Source organism: Pedobacter sp. FW305-3-2-15-E-R2A2 (genome assembly GCF_038446955.1).
Classification (GTDB): domain Bacteria; phylum Bacteroidota; class Bacteroidia; order Sphingobacteriales; family Sphingobacteriaceae; genus Pedobacter.
The window spans coordinates 4,803,794-4,822,661 of the sequence record NZ_CP151803.1 but is presented as its reverse complement, the minus strand read 5'-3'; the positions used below and the strand labels follow the sequence as shown (position 1 = coordinate 4,822,661).

Below are 18,868 nucleotides of genomic sequence, written 5' to 3'. Positions count from 1 at the left end.
AAATTTTTAAGTAAAAGCCATGAAACTGAATAAAACCATCATATGCACAAGTCTGTTGCTCTTTGGAAGCTTGTTCCATTCCTGTAAAAAATTCTATGATGTAAATGACGATCCTAACAATGTGATTGATGTTCCGGTTGCTCAGTTATTGCCCTCCATTACGGTAAATGTGGGCTACCTGGGTACAAGTGATCTTTTCCGGTATAGCGGTCTGATGATGCAGCAATTTTCGGGTCAGACCACCAATACCTCTCAAACCTTTAAAGAGTATGAACGCTATAACATCAACAATTCGGATGTGAACAATCAGTGGAGCTCGATATTTGCGACACTGCTTGCCGACATTGCAAAAATTATCCCCAAAGCAGAGAAAGAGGGAAGCCCACATTATGCGGGTGTCGCCAAAATATTAAAGGCCTATGTTTATCAGGTCACTGTAGACGGCTGGGGAGATGTCCCTTATAGTGAGGCATCGAAGTTCGCAGAGAACTTATACCCTAAGTACGATGACGATGAGGCCATTTATAAAGACCTGATCAGCACCCTGGATGCAGGTATTGCAGACATTAATGCTCCTGCATCTGTCTTTGAACCAGATAAAAATACCACCATTTATCCCGGCGTATGGGCTACGGTAAAGAACAACTGGATCAAATTTGCCAATACCTTAAAGCTACGTATCTATTTGCATTACAGTCAGAAGGATCCCACTTTTGCCTCCAGTCAGATGACAGCGCTCATCAATAGCGGAGCCCAGTTTATGACTTCAAATTCGGATAATTTTCAAATGAAATTCCTGGCAGAATCGGGACGCCAGAATCCGATTACGAGTATAGAGGGAGGACAGTTCAGAAATGCTTTTTTCCCTAACAGAACGATCGTAGACATGATGAACGTTAAAGCCGATCCACGCAGGCCATCTTATTTTGTTTCTTTTCCTTACAATAGCGGCAATTACAAGGGTGCTTCTGCATTGGACAATTCTTCCGTTGCTTACTCCAGACTGAACACTTTTCTGAAAGGCGATGCGAGTTTGAATTCCATCGTGATCAACCCTGATGGAACGATTACTGACGGTTCGATCACCTGGTCTGGCAACTCACCGGCAAGGCTGCTTACTTTTTCTGAATACAATTTTATCAGAGCCGAGGCTGCGCTGACCTTAAGTGCACCGGGAAGCGCCCAAACCTTTTTTGAAGCAGGGATTCGTTCTTCGATGGCCGAATCGGGCGTAAGTGCTGTCGCCATCGACGCCTATGTTACAGCGAATGGGACATTAACAGGAACGAACGCGCAAAAACTGGAACAAATCATCAATGAGAAGTATGTCGCCAATTTTGGGGTATTGATGGAACCATGGAACGATTGGAGGAGAACCGGTTATCCGGCCATTACTCCGTTACCTATTTCAGTAGCGGTCTATGACAAGATTCCAAGGGTGCTGATCTATCCGCTTTCTGAAAGAAGCAGTAATCCGAATACACCTGCCAGGGCCGATATGTTACAACGAGTGTTCTGGGATACCCGTCCATAATTTTTATCAATGCGAACAGAAATGAAAAGAGTATTCTTATTTATACTGGCAATGGGTATTCAGTTATCCATTGCCCAAACGAAACCAGCATCCCCGGCAGCTGCGGCTTCCGAATCGAGGGCAAAACCTGAAGAAGGAGAAACGGTGAAAACTAAAGGGTCAGTAACGGTGAATGGAAAGGTCATCAATTATACCGCGACGACCGGTTATATGCCCCTTAAAACGGAAGAAGGAAAGCTGAGGGCCAATATCTTCTACATTGCCTATACGAAGGATGATGGAGGGGACCTGACCAGGAGACCGGTCACTTATACCTTTAACGGGGGACCAGGATCGGCTTCTGTCTGGTTACATATGGGGGTAATCGGGCCAAAGAGAATTGTGATGTCGGATAAAGGAGCGGCCCTGACTCCCCCTTATGCTTATACCAATAATGAGTATTCCTGGCTGGATCAAAGTGACCTTGTGTTTATCGATCCGGTAGGAACAGGATTTAGCCGGGCAGCACCAGGCGTGGATAAAAGCGAATTTCAAGGCTATAATGAAGATATCCAGTCGGTGGGAGAGTTTATTAAGCTGTACACCACCCAGAATAAACGCTGGGGTTCTCCTAAATTTCTGGCGGGGGAAAGTTATGGCACAACAAGGGCTGCCGGTTTATCCAGTTACCTGCAAAGTGCGTTTAAAATGTATGTGAATGGAATTGTGCTCATCTCTGCAGTGTTGAACTTTCAGACGATCAATTTCGCCATTGGCAACGACCTTCCTTACCCGCTCTACCTTCCGAGTTATGCGGCAACCTCCTGGTATTACCAGCAGCTGAGTCCGGAAATGCAGGCAAAAGATTTGAAAACGCTGACTGCCGAAGCGGAGGCTTTTGCACTTAATGAATACAGTACGGCATTGATGAAGGGCGACAGGCTGACGGAAGCCGAATATACGTCCGTTGTGCAGAAGCTGAGCAGGTATACCGGTTTGTCGGAAAGCTTTATCAGGCAAACGAATCTTCGGATCAATCTTCCACAATACAATAAAGAGCTGCTTCGTAAAGATGGAAAAACGGTTGGGCGACTGGATTCCCGCTTTACCGGAATTGATTACGACGATACCGGTTCTTCTACCGAATATGATCCGAGCAATACAGGGACGATCTCCGGTCCTTATACCGCCGGAGTATTGAGCTATTTCGGTAAGGAGCTCAATTATACGAACAACCTGACCTATTACATTCTTGGTGGTGGTGTTGGGCGCTGGAACTATAGCAATGTGCAGAATAAATACCTGAACGTTGCGGAATATATGAGACAGGCAATGTCGGTAAATCCATCGATGAAGGTCTGGGTATTGGGCGGTTATTATGATTTTGCAACGCCCTATTTTGCTTCCAAATATGTGATCAACCATATGGGATTGAGACCTGAGCAGGCGAAAAACATCAATTTCACCTATTATGAAGCGGGCCACATGTTGTATATCCATATGCCTTCTTTGAAACAGATGAAAGTGGATGCGGATTCTTTTTATAAAAACACTTTACAAGAAATTAAATAGTTATGAAGATGAGAGAATCTATTCGATGCGCTATTTTAGCCGGATGGTTTGCCGCGACCGCGTTATACAGCAATGCCCAAGGCAGAGGAGGTAGGGAAGCTGCTGCTGTAGCCCCTCCGGTAGTCCCTTCAACAGAAAGTAAAGGAGCTCCCGTTGTGGCGCTTCCACTGGACCCTTCGGGATACATCATTTCGAATTCCCCCAATATCCCTGCGCCGGTATCCACCAAACACAGCATTACCATTAAAGGACAGCTGATCAGTTATACCGCGACTACAGGCTATTTGCAACTGGCTACAGAAGAGGGAAAACCTAAAGCCAATATTTTCTTTGTCGCCTATACTAAAGATGGGGTGGCAGATCAAAGGAAAAGACCGATGACCTACACTTTTAACGGTGGGCCAGGTTCTTCTTCCGTATGGTTGCATATGGGGATCATTGGACCTAAGCGGGTGCTGATGTCGGATAAAGGAGATGTCCTTCCTCCGCCGTATCGGTATGTAGACAATGAATATTCCTGGCTGGACAAAACGGACATGGTTTTTTTGGATCCGGTTACTACAGGATACAGCAGGGCCGTAACAGGAGAAAATGACAAGCAGTTTCATGGTTATGAAGAAGACATTCAAAGTATGGGAGAGGCCATCCGTTTGTATGCGACCAGGTACGACAGGTGGCAGTCGCCGAAATTCCTTGCCGGAGAAAGTTACGGGACAACCCGGGCCGCAGGATTGTCGGAATACCTGCAAAGCAAATATAAGTTTTACCTGAACGGAGTGGTCCTGATCAGCTCGATCCTGAACATGCAAACCGCACGTTTTGATATCGGCAATGACCTGCCTTTTCCGCTGTTCCTGCCTACTTATACCGCAACGGCCTGGTATCATAAAAAATTAGATGCCGACTTGCAGCGGGACCTGAAAACTACGCTGAAAGAAGTAGAGGCATTTGCACTTGGGGAATACCATACGGCACTCATGAAAGGCAGTGAGCTGAGCGAGGCGGAGTACACCGGGATTGTGAATAAACTGAGCCGCTATACCGGGCTCTCCAAAGCTTATATCCGCCAGACCAATCTGCGGATCGACATTCATAAATTTAATAAAGAACTCCGCCGGGGGGATGGGCTCACTGTGGGCCGTCTGGACAGCCGCTTTACAGGTCGCGATTACAATGATGTAGGTGTCGGCCCAGAGTTTGATCCCAGCAATGATGGCACGATCTCCGGTCCATACAGTGCCGCCCTGAATCACTATGTGCGGGCAGAACTGAAATTTAAAAATGACCTGCCTTATGAAATTCTCGGGGGAAGGGTACAGCCATGGAATTATAATAACGTTCAAAACCGCTATTTAAACGTGGCGGAATCGTTAAGGAAAGCCATGGCAGTAAACCCTTACCTGAAAGTGTGGGTGCTCTGTGGTTATTATGACCTTGCCACGCCTTATTTCGCGGCCGGGTATACTTTTAGTACCATGGGATTGCGTCCGGAACAAAAGAAAAATGTAAATTTTACTTTTTATGAAGCGGGGCACATGTTATACGTACATAAACCATCATTAGTGCAGGTAAAGAAAGATGCAGACCGGTTATATGATGAAGTGATGAAAGAAATTAATGCCGCCCCCTTAAATTAGTATTGCTATGAAAAGAACCCATTTTTATTTGTCTTGTCTGCTTTGCCTGAATGTGAGCGGTCTTTCTGCACAAAACATAAGTCCGGATAGTGCCGGAAAAGCTTTAAAAGATTTATCAGCCTTGAAAGCCAAAGTCTTAAAGGAATTCTCTTTTTCCGGGAAACCGGTCGAAGGGATTCAAAGAATGTTACAGCTGGGGATGTGGAAGGAAGCGACCCGGGCAATTGCGGCACATCCAAAACCTTCGGTAGCTTATCAATTGTTGTCGGCAGATTACCTGATCCTGACCAATGAGTTGAAAAAAGCAGAACTGCTGGTAAATGAAGTACACAAGGCACAGCCTAAAAATGAAAAGGCGATTCTTTTAAAAGCATTTCTGGAAATACAGGCCTGGCGATTGCCGCAGGCAGCCGCCTTATGTGAACAGGCGTTAAAAAGTCAGCCTTCAGAGAAACTATGGCTGATGCTGGGCAGAACAAGGTTATTGCAAAAGAATTATAAGGAAGCGATGGAAATCGCGAAAAAGGTGATGACTGCTCATCCTAAAAGTGCAGGTGCTTATTTGCTGGAGGCCGATGTGTATTTCTGGGATCAGCAGCCTGACCTTGCGGTGGCTCCATTAAAGAAATCTCTGGAAATTGATCCTTACAATGCAGATGCCCGGTTTAGCTATGGTTATGCCATCTGGAGAAGGGTAGATGCGAGACAATTGAATGCGATGGCCGCGCAATGGGAGCTGGCGCTGGCCATTAATCCTTTGCATTTTCAAACACATTGGCATTGGGGCAACGGACATACCAATCTGACCTATGCGGATTATGCGGAAAAAGACGATGATATGGTCAGGAAAGCATTGGAAAAAGCAGACGATCAGGTGCGGGGAAATCAGGTGAAAGATGCCATTGAAACCACCAGGGCGGTAGGCAAGCAATATCCAGGTTCTGTGCTGCCATTGATGCACAGGGCTTCGATCTATTATATCGCATTTGATATGAACCGTAAAACCAGACTGGATTCTGCGGAGTCGATTTTCAGAAGCATTTTGTCCAGGAAAAAGCACTATGGACCAGCACACAATGGATTGTCTGCGGTGATTAAGTCTAAACGGATTCCATACCTCGCAGTCTATGATTCGATTTCGAATCAATTGAATACGACAAAGATTACAGATCTTACGAATTTTCAAAAGGTGTTTCCTGATGTGAATTATTATCCGGGAGAAACCGTAAAAGCGATGGCCTGGAACCAGTTGTTTACCGCGGTGGTCTATTTTCCTTTTCTATCTAAACAGGAGAATGCCTTTCGGATTCCGCCATTGCACAATGACCTCGCCATCACGATGAATTCGCCTTCTTTTCGTTACATGACCACTTTTGATAACCGTCAGTGGATGGACATCAGGGGGGTAGGAAGTGGTGCTGCGGCGATAGAATACGTAGAACGCGGCGCCTTTCTGGAGCGAAATGTGATCCTCCATGAATATGTCCACCTTTTTCATGGACGTGTGCTGACAGATGCCGAAAACCGGAAGATCAGGTCGCTGTATTATCAGGCAATGAAAGAGAAAAGAACCCTGGATTATTATTCTCAGAACAATGAGAGCGAATATTTTGCACAAACCTATCCTGCGTATTTTGAACCTGTAAAAGTGCATCCACTGGATTTTAAATCTATGAATACGACCTCTGACCTCAAATCTAAAGATCCTGAAATGTACCGGTTTCTGGATGGGCTGGTGAAAAAGGAGCGGGCTTACCTGGCCGGGGATCAACAGGCGATGGCCAGCAACTGGTCGGAGGTGTACCTGAACCTGAGTACTAAAGTGAAACAACGTAATCCGGTGCTGGCCGCTGCTTACATCGATACGGCATTGGTCTATGACCAGAAATACCTGCCTGCCTATCTGGATTATGCCCAGCTCAGGATAGAGCAAAAAGATTTTAAAGGAGCAGAGGAATGGGTTAAAAAAGCAGAACAGATTGATCCGAAATATGCGCCCATCTATTCTGCTTATGCGGGTTTGGTTGCAGCGAAATTTGCAGCGAATGAAACAGATCAGAAAACTGCGGTTGAGGAACAGGCGGTTTACCTTAAAAAATCCTTCCAGCTGGAAGATGATTATCAGGAACTGGCAAGAGTGAACATGCAATTGCGGGAAATGTATAAACGAAACGGGATGATTCCGGAAGCGATAGCAACTGCTCAGGAATATGGAAAAAGCGGAGCCACGGTCTCCACTTATTTGAGAGACAGGAGGGATGATGCATTGGCTTATGCAGCGGTACTGCAATCCGGATTGGGGTATAAAGAGCCTGTTCTGGTGTTGAAGGAGCTCGTGGAACAAAAGCCCCAGAACTTTGAATACCGGAATATGTATGCAGATGCATTGGCCGTTAACAAACAATATGATGCCGCCATTCAGACGTTGAAAGAGGCACAGCGCATCCTTGCTGCTTCCGGAAATGCCAGGGCAGATTACAACCTCCGGATCGCTGCATTTTATGCCGCTCAGGGTAATAAGACGGACGCTGAAGAATACCTTCAGCCATTTTTAACGGGCAAGACTCCGGTCAGAGATGGGGATAAATTAAGGTATGTGACGCTGCTTGCCGCTACAGGACATCAACAGGAGGGGGAATCGGTATTTAAGGAAATCTCCGCCAAGGGAGAACCTTTTTATATGGCCGATTATTTTTATACCAAAGGCAGGCTGATGGCTGCCGGAGGACAAAAAGCGGAAGCCATCGCTGCCTATGAGCAAGCCATTTCGCTCAATTCTTATCTGTTCCTGGCTTATGCGGAACTGATTCCTGCGTACATCGCCGGAGGTCAGCAGGCAAAAGCCGATGCATTGAAAACAAGCCTTTCCGGATTGAAGATCAAATCAGGTCCGGCTTTTGAAAACCAACACTAACCTTTAACAGCTTAACCAGCTATAGCAATAATGGAAAACCAAACTGAAAATCATGAAATGAAGCGGGAGCTCGGTCTGCTGGATGCCACCATGTTGGTGGTTGGCTCTATGATCGGCTCCGGAATCTTTATCGTTAGTGCCGATATTACCAGAAATGTAGGAAGTGCAGGATGGCTCATCATCATCTGGGGCCTGACGGGAGTAATTACGCTGATGGCCGCGTTGAGCTATGGTGAGCTTTCTGCGATGTACCCAAAAGCGGGGGGACAATATATTTACCTGAGAGAATCCTACAATAAACTGGTGGCTTTTTTATATGGCTGGTCGTTTTTTATGGTCATCCAGACTGGAACGATTGCAGCGGTGGGTGTGGCTTTTGCCAAATTCGCTGCGTATTTATATGAACCGCTTGGAGATCAGCATATTTTATATGAGCTCGGCAGCTTTAAGATCAATGCGGCACAGCTGGTGGCGATTGTGACGATCATATTGTTGACCTGGATCAATAGCAGGGGGGTGAAAAATGGGAAGATTATTCAAACCCTGTTAACGGTGATCAAAATCCTGTCCCTCTTCGGACTGATCATTATGGGTTTACTTTTTGCCTTCAGGTCTGAAGTCTGGAACGCAAACTGGGCGCAGGTATTTACGCCCTTTAACTGGAATCCGGAAACGCAAACTGCAGTCAATATTGGTGGTGCAACGTTGTTCGCTGCCGTGGTTTCTGCAATGGTTGGCTCTTTGTTTTCCAGCGATGCCTGGAACAACGTGACCTTTATTGCAGGAGAAATCCGTAATCCCCGTAAGAATATCGGCCTTAGTCTTTTTCTTGGAACGCTCATCGTTACAGTGATCTATGTGTCTACAAATATCATGTATACGGCAGTATTGTCTATGCAGGAAATTGCAGGGGCTCCCGCAGATCGTGTTGCCGTTGCCGCATCTCAATATATTTTTGGAACCGCAGGGACATTGGTGATCGCGGTGATGATCATGATTTCTACTTTTGGCTGTAACAACGGGTTGATCCTCTCCGGTGCAAGGGTATATTATACGATGGCCCAGGACGGGTTGTTCTTTAAGCAGGCCGCTAAACTCAATAAATTTGAGGTACCCGGCTGGGGCTTATGGGCACAATGCATCTGGGCCTCCGTTTTATGCCTGACAGGCAGGTATGGTGACCTGCTGGACTATGTGATCTTTGTGGTCCTGATTTTTTACATCCTGACCATTGGAGGAATCTTTATTTTAAGACGTAAGTATCCGGATGCGGAGCGTCCTTACAAAGCTTTCGGTTATCCGGTAATTCCTGCTTTATATATGATTTGTGCCGCAGTTTTAAGCGGAGGTCTGTTGTATTATAAAACAAGTACCTGCGGCTGGGGACTGGTGCTGGTACTGATTGGCATTCCTGTTTATTACCTATCCGGAAATGATCGTAAATCTTAATTGATCACACATGAAAACGAGTTTGAAATTGTTAGTGGTTCTGCTGTTGCTTCAGCTGAATGGTTTTGGACAACCTCAAAAAGCCAGCGCCAGAAAGGAAGGAGAAGGACCATGGACCCAACTGATCATTAGAGGGGTAACCCTCATCAACAGTACAGGCGCCCCGGCAATGGGGCCGGTAGACATCGTGGTGGAGGGAAACAAGATTACCGCAATACGTCCTGTAGGTGCTCCGGGACTACCCATTGACCCTGCCAGACGACCAAAGTTAAAAGCTGGAGGGAAGGAATTGCAGGCAGAAGGGATGTACCTGATGCCCGGGTTTATCGACATGCACGCCCATATCGGGGGAGCAGAGAAAGGTTCGGATGCGGACTATGTTTTTAAACTTTGGATGGCACATGGCGTAACGACCATCCGGGAGCCGGGTTGCATGAGCGGACTGGATTGGGTGCTGGACGAAAAGGCCAAAAGTGCGAAGAATGAAATTACTGCTCCGCGGATCATGGCTTATACGGTTTTCGGACAAGGCAGTAAAATGGCCATCTCTACCGCTGCTGAAGCCAGGGCATGGGCCCGCGAAAACGCGAAAAAAGGTGCCGATGGGATCAAGTTCTTTGGCGCTTCCCCGGAGGTGATGTTTGCAGCGATTGACGAAAATAAAAAACTGGGATTAAGGTCGATGGCCCATCATGCACAAACAGATGTGGGACGCTGGAATGCCTTGCATAGCGCGAAGGCAGGGATGACTTCTTTAGAGCATTGGTATGGTTTGCCCGAAGCGATGTTTACGGACCGGACGGTGCAAAACTACTCCCCTGATTATAATTACCAGAATGAACAAGATCGTTTTGGAGAAGCCGGAACTTTATGGAGACAGGCGGCGGCTCCTTTTTCGGAGCGCTGGAAACAGGTAATGAATGAATTGCTGGCCCTGGATTTTACCTTAGATCCTACCTTTAACATTTATGAAGCCAACAGAGACCTGATGCGGGCGAGGACAGTGGAATGGCATGCGGATTATACCATGCCCAAACTCTGGGAGTTTTATAGTCCGAGCCGGAATTCACATGGTTCTTACTGGCATTCCTGGGGAACGGAACAAGAGAACGACTGGAAGGAAAATTACCGGCTCTGGATGTCTTTTATCAATGAGTATAAAAACAAAGGTGGAAGGGTGACCGTAGGAACTGATGCAGGCTTTATCTATGAATTGTTTGGCTTTGCCTATGTCCGGGAAATGGAATTGCTTCGGGAAGCAGGTTTCCACCCGTTGGAAGTGATAAAAGCAGCAACGATGAACGGCGCGCAGGCATTGGGACTGGAGAAAGAGCTCGGAAGTGTAGAGATCGGTAAGCTTGCAGATTTTGTCATTGTGGAAGAAAATCCTTTAAAAAACCTTCAGGTTCTGTATGGCACCGGAGCGATTAAACTGAATGCTAAAAATGAAGTGGTCAGGGTAGGTGGAGTAAAGTATACGATAAAGGATGGAATTGTATACGATGCCAGGAAACTGCTGGAAGAAGTTAAAGGAATGGTAAAAAAAGAGAAAGCGAAGACCGGTTATATTTTCAGTCAGCCTGGGGTACATGTGCATTGATTTTAGTGTTAGTACTTCGATTTAGCATTGGTATTTCCCATTTCCTGAACTTAACATCTTGTTTACATTGGTTCTCTACTTTTGGGGTATGCTTCAAGGTAGTGGAAATAACGAGGAACTTGTCCGGCAGCTAAAGCTGGGCAATGAGGTAGCTTATGATCTTTTATATGAACAATATTGGAAAAAACTCTATATCCATGTCCTGAGCCGGGTTAAAGATGAAGACGCTGCCAAGGATATTGTGCAGAATGTTTTCATCAGCATCTGGGAGCGGAAAGATACTCTGGAGATCAGTACCTCCCTTGAACAGTTTTTATTCGGTGCCGTAAAACTAAAGGTGCTCAATTATTTCAGAACAGAAAAGATAGAAGAGCGGGTAATGGAGTATACGCTTCAAAAACTGGAGCGGGCAACTGTTTCTATTCATGAAATGTCTGATTATCTGGCATTGGAGAAGCTGATTGAAATTGAAATAGAAGAGCTTCCCGAAAAAATGCGGCATGCCTACCTGATGAGACACGCCCATTTGTCTACTGCAGAAATTGCGAAGAAGCTGAACCTTGCTGAGCAAACGGTATCCAATCATATTTCCGAAGCGATGCGGAGACTCCGGAAAAAACTGGGGGATAAATTTCCGGAACGTCTGATTAGTTAACATAAGCTTAACGATTTCTAAAAGTAGTTTCCGGGTTCTGTTGGTACTTGTAATAAAGAAAGCAGGAACTTGGAACCAGATCAGTTTAAAAAATTATTAACGCGTTATGCCGATGGCCTGGCAAATGAGGAGGAAAAACAACTCATCGCTGCCTGGTATGATTCCTATGACCGGGAAAATGAGGTAGATGCATTTTCTGACGCGGCGGAAGAGGAACTGGTCAGGAAAGAAATGCAGCAGGCGATTTTAAATCATAGAAAGCCTCCTGTGATCAGGAAATTTTCTTTCCGGCAATATTATAAATATGCTGCGGTATTGGCCATCGCCATAGCTGCGGTTTTTTTAGGAAAGCCTTTTCTTAAAAAGTCAGTTAAGCCCAATTCAGAACAAGACTTCAAGGTGATCGAGACCTATGCCGGTGAATATAAAAAGGTGACACTGGAAGATTTAACCGTCATTCAGATGAATCCGGGAACACGTTTAAGGATTCCATCGCAATTTGCTAAACTAAAAGACAGAACGGTCTATATGGACCAGGGGCTTGCTTTTTTTGAAGTGGCAAAAGACCCACATCATCCCTTTGTGGTCCATAGCGGAACGATCAAAACCTTGGTACTGGGCACAAAGTTCGCCCTGAGTACCCAAAAGGCGGCGCTTACTGAAGTCAGTGTCAGCGAGGGAAAGGTGAGGGTGAGCAATGGAACTAAAGTTCTGGACGACCTGATTCCGGGGAGAAAGCTCCGTTACAATTCAAAAAATGAACAATGGAAGGTCAGTGATTTTGCCACCAGGGAGCACAATGCCTGGTTTCAGAAAGTCATCAGCCTGAACCATGCTTCCTTTAATGAGCTCGCTAAAATCATACAAATCAATTACGGTGTAAAAATTAGAAGTGGCAATAAAAATACCGCCACTTATGTCTATAACCTGCAAATCAGGTCGACCCGTTCACTAACGGAAACATTGAAGATCATTTGTTCCGTACACCAGAATAAATATAGGAGGACAGGAAATGAAATAGTGATCTACTAAGCCATAAAAAACCGGATCTGAAGCAGATCCGGAGCGATAAATTCAACAGCATAAGCTTGAGACCCTCTGTCTGTTGGATCTTAAAAAGAATCTTATTTATCAATAATGTATCAAATATATGAAAAAACATTTACTGCTATTGCGGAAAATTATGCGTCATACTCTTCTTGTTTACTGCGCTATTATCGCCTGTTCGCAACTGCTATTTGCAGAAAGTTCCAATGGACAGGCTTTAGATAAAAGAATCAATATCTCTTTCAAAAGAGAGAACCTGCTGAACGTTATTGAGCAACTGAGGTTGAAAAGTGGAGTCGACTTTGCTTATGATCCGGCCTACCTCAACCTTCGGAAAATCAAAGTCGGAGAAATGGACTTTGATCAGAAGAAAATCTCTTCCATCCTGATGAGCATTTTCCAGGAAACGGACATTGTTTTTAGAGAAGAAGTGCCCGGCATGATCACTTTGCTCCGCAACCAGGAGCCAGGAAAGATCAGTGGTAAAATTGTGGATGAAAAAGGAGGGCCTTTGCCCGGAGCAACGATCAAAGTTCTGGAGCTGAATGCGGTAGTCCAGAGTAATGTAGACGGGACTTATAGCATTAGCGCGGCCCCTGGGATTTACACACTGGTAGTGAGTTATATTTCTTATGGAAGTGTGACACAGACCAAAGTAAATGTAAAAGCCGGGGAAACGACCAATTTAAATGTTTCTTTAACGGCAGAGCCGGGCACTTTAAATGAAGTGATGGTGGTGGGTTATGGTACTCAGAAAAGAGAAAATCTGACCGGTGCCGTAGATCAGGTGACTTCAAAGATGCTGGAAAACCGTGCGGTTCCAAACCTCGCTCAGGGTTTGCAGGGGATGATCCCGAATTTAAACCTCAGTATTGGTGACGGAAAGCCGATCCAGTCGCCGGCCTATAACATCAGAGGGACTACTTCTATTGGTCAGGGAGGTAATGCCTTGGTACTCATCGATGGCGTCGAAGGAGATCCTTCAAGAATCAACCCCAATGATATTGCCAGTGTTACGGTATTAAAGGATGCGGCTTCCGCTTCAATTTATGGTGCCAGAGGATCTTTTGGTGTTGTTTTAATCACCACAAAAACTCCGGCGAAAGAAAGAACATCCATCAGCTATACCATCTCGCAATCGATCAAGAAGCCGACGACTGTTCCTGACTATGTAACCGATGGTTACACCTTTGCCAGCATGTTTAACGAGTCCTGGTCGGCCTGGAATGATTACTCCCAAACGCCTCAGAACATCAATAAGACCGTAAAATTCTCTCCGGCTTATCTGGAAGAGTTAAAACGCAGGTCGCAGGACCCGAGTTTACCGAAGTATGAAGTAAACAGTAACGGAGAATATGTGTATTATGGCAGTACCGACTGGTATGAGCAATTGTACAAGAGCCATAATATGGCTACAGATCAGAATGTTTCGCTATCCGGTGGAAGTGGAAAGACGGACTTTTACGTTTCAGGAAGGTCATTTACCCAATCGGGACTGTTCCGCTATAATTCCGACGACTACCAGTCTTATAACCTCAGGGCTAAGGGATCGGTCGAGTTATATCCCTGGTTAAAAGTATATAACAACGCGGATTATTCTGCGATTAAATACCACAATCCTGTCAACGTAGGAGAAGGTGGAGGAATCTGGAGAAATATTGCCGATGAAGGGCACAATGTAGCCCCGATGTTTAATCCGGATGGAACCTTAACTTATTCTGCTGCCTATGGTGTAGGAGATATGTATTACGGCAAAAATGGAATAGACATGGACCGGAAAGTATTTCGCAATACCACTGGATTCAGCAGTAATTTCTTTGACAATAAATTCAGGGTAAAGGGTGATTTTACCATTCAGAATACAAACAATAATGAAAGCCGCAGACGTGTTCCGGTTCCTTATAGCAGAAAACCAGGGGTAATCGAATATGTAGGAACCAATTTCAATGACCTTCAGGAGTTGTACAGAACAACGCAATACCTGGCTACCAACATTTACGGAGAGTACGAACCTAAAATAGGAAAGGATCATTATGTGAAAGTCCTTGCGGGTTATAATTATGAGCAATCTACTTATAAGCGTCTGGAGACCGTTCGTAATGGTTTAATCTTTGAAGATGCGAAAGACATCAGCCTTGCATTGGGGCAGTCGATTACTACAGATGGAGGTTATGATCAATGGGCAATCTTAGGCGGTTTTTACCGGTTGAATTATGCGTTTAAGGACCGCTATCTGGTAGAGATGAATGGGCGTTATGATGGTTCTTCCAAGTTTCCATCCAATCAGCGGTATGCATTCTTTCCTTCAGTTTCTGCGGGATGGAGACTAAGTAAGGAGCCTTTCTGGAAAGTAAATCCTAATGCAATTACCGACGTAAAGATCCGCGCATCCTACGGTTCCTTAGGGAACGGTAATATTGGTTCTTATGCTTTTATGGAGAAATTTGGGATCTCGCAATCGGATAGGGTTTTAGGCGGTGTGCGCCCTCAGCAAACGAGCCAACCTGGAGTGCTCCCTGATGGGTTAACCTGGGAAACTTCTACCACACAGAATCTTGGATTGGACATTGCTTTACTGAGCAACCGTTTAAACTTTAGCGGAGATGCTTACATCCGTAAAACAACGGATATGTTTACCGTAGGAATGACCCTTCCTGCAGTATTTGGAATCGGGGTTCCCAGGGGAAACTACGCGGATCTGAAGACAAAAGGTTGGGAAGCGAGTGTTTCCTGGAATGATAAATTTGAGGCTGGGGGTAAACCACTCAATTATTCTGTTCGTTTGACATTATCTGACTATACCGCAAAGATCCTGAAATTCAATAACCCGGAAAGAAGACTGGACGACTATTATGCAGGGCAAACGGTAGGAGAAATCTGGGGATTTGTAACCGATGGCTATTATACCGCCGAGAACATTGCCACTTCACCTAACCAGGTCTTGTATAAATCTTCCAATACCGGAAAGATCCTTCCTGGTGACATCAGATTTGCAGACCTGAACGGAGATGGGGTCATTAATAACGGAGGCAATACGGTCGGAACTCCGGGGGATCGGAAGATCATCGGTAATTCTACGCCACGTTATACTTATGGGATTTCTCTTGGCGCCGATTGGAGTGGTTTTTTCTTCAGTACTTTTTTTCAGGGTGTAGGAAAGATGGACTGGTATCCAGGGTCAGAAAACGGAACTTTCTGGGGACAATACAACCGTCCGTATAATAAAGTACCAAAATCTCAGCTCGGCAATATCTGGTCGCCGGAAAATCCGGATGCTTACTTCCCAAGGTATAGAGGTTATATCGCTCAGAATGGTTCGGCAACACTTACACAGGTGCAAACCAAATACCTTCAGAATGCGGCTTATATCAGGATGAAGAACCTGCAGGTCGGCTATAATGTACCGCCGACATTTATTAAAAGAATAGGGTTGAGCAATTTAAAGATCTTCTTTACGGGAGAAAATCTTTGGTCATGGTCGCCTTTATATAAAATTACCAAAGACCTTGATGTGGAGAATATTGGAAAATCAGACCGCGTATTAGAACCGGATGAGACTAAAAGTTCCGGTAACGGGAACAATTACCCAATTCTGAAAAGCTTCAGTCTGGGCTTATCTGCAACTTTTTAATCAGGACAAATGAACAATATTTTAAAAAATATAGATATGAAAAAATTCTTATTGTGGTTTATTACAGCCGGAATCCTATTTTCAGGGTGTAAAAAATTAGACCAGGTACCAGCATCTACGGCAACCAATGCTGCTGTATTTGGAAATGAGAAAGGTCTGGAATTATACGCAAATTCATTTTATAAGGCGTTACCGAGAGCCTCTGACGCTCATAAAGGAGACGCCATGTCTGATTATGCAGCACGTAGTCAGGCACCCAATTTTTTATTAGAGGGTGCTTTTGGTTCGAGGCAGAGCGATGGCTGGAAATGGGAAAACCTGAGAAACATTAATTTTTTTCTGGAGAATAACAAGGATCCCAAAGTACCTCTTGCGGTAAGAACCCAATACAATGCATTAGCGAGATTTTTCAGGGCCTACTTTTATTACGATAAGGTCAGAAGATTTGGCGACGTACCCTGGATCAACAAAACATTTAAAGTAGATGATCCGGACCTTTATAAGGGAAGGGATACCCGTAGCTTAGTGATGGATTCTGTGTTGGCAGATTTGAATTATGCCTGTGATAACCTGACCAGGGTAACTGATAATTCCCGTTCACTGATCACTAAATATGTCGCCCTGGGTTTTAAATCAAGAATCTGTTTATATGAAGGAACTTACCGTAAATACCATACGGAAGCAGCATTAACAGGGACTGCAAATCAATGGTTAACGGAAGCGGCCGATGCGGCAAAAAAGGTAATCAGCTCAGGCAGCTTTAGCTTGAATACTGCGGGTGGAACGGATATGGCTTATAGAAATCTTTTTATCAGTACTGTGCCGGTAGCGACAGAGGTAATGCTGGCTTCGGTAACCGATGCAAACCTGGCGGTTTACAATGATGCAAACTGGTGGTGGACCAGTGCAACCTATGGTTCCAGAATCAGCTTTACAAGAATGTTCGTGAACACTTACCTTAATATTGATGGTACACCTTTTACGGGCCGTTCGGGATATCAGACGCTTCCATTTAAGGAGGAGGTAAAGGGCAGAGATAAGCGATTGCAGCAAACCATCAGAATGGGGAATTACAAGCGCTTAAACGGTGGTACACCTGAAGCTGCTCCGCCAATATTTTCTTACACTTATACGGGTTATCAGCCGATCAAATGGGTGCTTGATGAGACCGGGTATGATGGTGGTGAAAAGAACATCAATTCTATTTCTTTAATGCGCTATGCAGAAATATTGTTAAACTATGCGGAGGCAAAAGCGGAGTTAGGGGGATTGGATGATGCAGATTGGTTTACAACGATTGGTGCCCTGCGTCAAAGAGCGGGTATTACCGGAGGTTTGGCCTCAAAACCTGTCATTGCAGATACTTATCTGAGGGAGAATTATTTCCCCGATATTTTCGATGCAACGCTTTTGGAGATTCGCAGAGAGCGGGGGATTGAACTTTCCCTGGAAGGGCTTCGTTTTGATGACATTGTGAGGTGGAAAAGAGGGGAACTGATGACTAAGGTCTGGAATGGTTTTTATGTTCCGGCATTGAACGTGCCGATGGACCTCAACGAAGACGGGGTAATGGATGTTTGTTTCTATCAGGTCATGCCTGAGACAAAGGTTAAGGGAGTTACTTATATCAATGTTGCCGCAAAGGTAAACGGACAGGACAATCCTCAACGTTTGTCGAATGATACTTATGGAGAACTCACCTGGCTGGCGGGCACTACACGTATTTTTAAGCAGAGACATTATGTATATCCTATTCCTGAAGCGGATGTATTGTTCAATCCCAACCTTAAGCAGCATCCGGATTGGCTGGGCTTATAATTTATCATCCAATAACATTTCTACAAAAATCACAGATCATGAACATCAAACATTTAATACTATCTACCTTTTTTATAGGGTTGAGCCTGATTGCTTCTGCCCAGCAACTAACCGTTGGCTCCTTTAACCTGCGTTATGACAATGCAGGAGATGAAGGCAACCGCTGGGAAAAGAGGGGCCCTGTAGCGGCCAACCTGATTCGCTTTCATCAGTTCGATATTTTTGGCACCCAGGAGGGATTGAAGAACCAGATCAGCGATCTGGACGGCTTGCTTCCTGAGTTTGTACATTATGGATCCGGGCGTGATGATGGTAAGGATGGCGGAGAACATTCTGCTATTTTCTATCGTAAGGATAAGTTTAAGCTGTTGAATAAAGGCGATTTCTGGCTGTCGGAAACACCAGATAAACCGGGACTGGGTTGGGATGCGACCTGCTGCAACAGGATCTGCAGCTGGGTATACCTGGAGGATGTGAAAAGCAAAAAGAAGTTCTACTATTTTAATGCGCATTTTGACCATCAGGGGAAAATTGCAAGGATAGAAAGCGGAAAGTTGATGCTGAAGAAGATCAAAGAAATCGCAGGTAACAGCCCTGCAATTTTTACAGGAGACTTAAACGGCGGACAAAAAAGTGCCTGGTACCTGACCTTGGCGAATTCTGGCTTGCTAACGGATACCTACACGCAGGTGAAATACCCTTATGTCAATAATTCCTCTTTTAATTCCTGGGGAAAAGATGTTGGAGGGTATGAAATTATTGATCATGTATTCGTGACCAAAGGCATCACTGCAAAGCGATGGGGAATACTGACAGATACCTATCATGGCAAATTTGTTTCGGATCATTTCCCTATTTTGGTGGATGTGAACCTGAAGTAATTCGTCATTCTTTTATAGATTTAGCGGGGTTTTCTGTCGGAGCAGAAAACCCCGTTTTTGTAGAAAGCGTTTGTGGAGAAGTTTAGGACAATTCGCATAACCAATCAATAGAACTTGTTTATGGTAATATACGGGAATATTTTAGCTTAGA

11 protein-coding genes are annotated in these 18,868 nt (G+C 45.0%); all 11 read left to right on the top strand.

Annotated features, from left to right (window positions below):
* The first annotated feature begins 19 nt into the window (after positions 1-19).
* Positions 20-1,534, top strand: coding sequence for a SusD/RagB family nutrient-binding outer membrane lipoprotein (locus AAFF35_RS19500; RefSeq protein WP_342328209.1), 1,515 nt, complete (start codon positions 20-22; stop codon positions 1,532-1,534).
* Between the two features lie 21 nt (positions 1,535-1,555).
* The gene (locus AAFF35_RS19495; RefSeq protein ID WP_342328208.1) at positions 1,556-3,085 is read left to right on the top strand and encodes a hypothetical protein; all 1,530 of its coding nucleotides are present in this window, start codon (positions 1,556-1,558) and stop codon (positions 3,083-3,085) included.
* 8 nt (positions 3,086-3,093) lie between these two features.
* Positions 3,094-4,722: a carboxypeptidase gene (locus AAFF35_RS19490; protein ID WP_342328207.1), complete on the top strand. Its 1,629-nt coding sequence runs from the start codon at positions 3,094-3,096 to the stop codon at positions 4,720-4,722.
* Between the two features lie 7 nt (positions 4,723-4,729).
* A complete protein-coding gene (locus AAFF35_RS19485) occupies positions 4,730-7,636 on the top strand; it encodes a tetratricopeptide repeat protein (protein ID WP_342328206.1) in 2,907 nt (968 codons plus the stop codon).
* Between the two features lie 30 nt (positions 7,637-7,666).
* A complete protein-coding gene (locus AAFF35_RS19480) occupies positions 7,667-9,085 on the top strand; it encodes an amino acid permease (RefSeq protein ID WP_342328204.1) in 1,419 nt (472 codons plus the stop codon).
* A gap of 10 nt (positions 9,086-9,095) precedes the next feature.
* Positions 9,096-10,685 (top strand): amidohydrolase family protein, encoded by a 1,590-nt coding sequence (locus tag AAFF35_RS19475; protein ID WP_342328203.1) that lies wholly within the window; start codon positions 9,096-9,098, stop codon positions 10,683-10,685.
* Between the two features lie 88 nt (positions 10,686-10,773).
* A complete protein-coding gene (locus AAFF35_RS19470) occupies positions 10,774-11,340 on the top strand; it encodes an RNA polymerase sigma-70 factor (RefSeq protein ID WP_342328202.1) in 567 nt (188 codons plus the stop codon).
* A gap of 69 nt (positions 11,341-11,409) precedes the next feature.
* Positions 11,410-12,372 carry a FecR family protein gene (locus tag AAFF35_RS19465; RefSeq protein WP_342328201.1) on the top strand — a complete coding sequence of 321 codons (963 nt, stop codon included), beginning with the start codon at positions 11,410-11,412 and terminating at the stop codon, positions 12,370-12,372.
* Between the two features lie 118 nt (positions 12,373-12,490).
* Positions 12,491-16,018: a TonB-dependent receptor gene (locus tag AAFF35_RS19460; RefSeq protein WP_342328200.1), complete on the top strand. Its 3,528-nt coding sequence runs from the start codon at positions 12,491-12,493 to the stop codon at positions 16,016-16,018.
* Between the two features lie 36 nt (positions 16,019-16,054).
* On the top strand, positions 16,055-17,836 hold the full coding sequence (locus AAFF35_RS19455) for a RagB/SusD family nutrient uptake outer membrane protein (protein ID WP_342328199.1): 1,782 nt from the start codon (positions 16,055-16,057) through the stop codon (positions 17,834-17,836).
* A 38-nt stretch (positions 17,837-17,874) separates the two neighbouring features.
* On the top strand, positions 17,875-18,717 hold the full coding sequence (locus AAFF35_RS19450) for an endonuclease/exonuclease/phosphatase family protein (protein ID WP_342328198.1): 843 nt from the start codon (positions 17,875-17,877) through the stop codon (positions 18,715-18,717).
* The last annotated feature ends 151 nt before the right edge of the window (positions 18,718-18,868 follow it).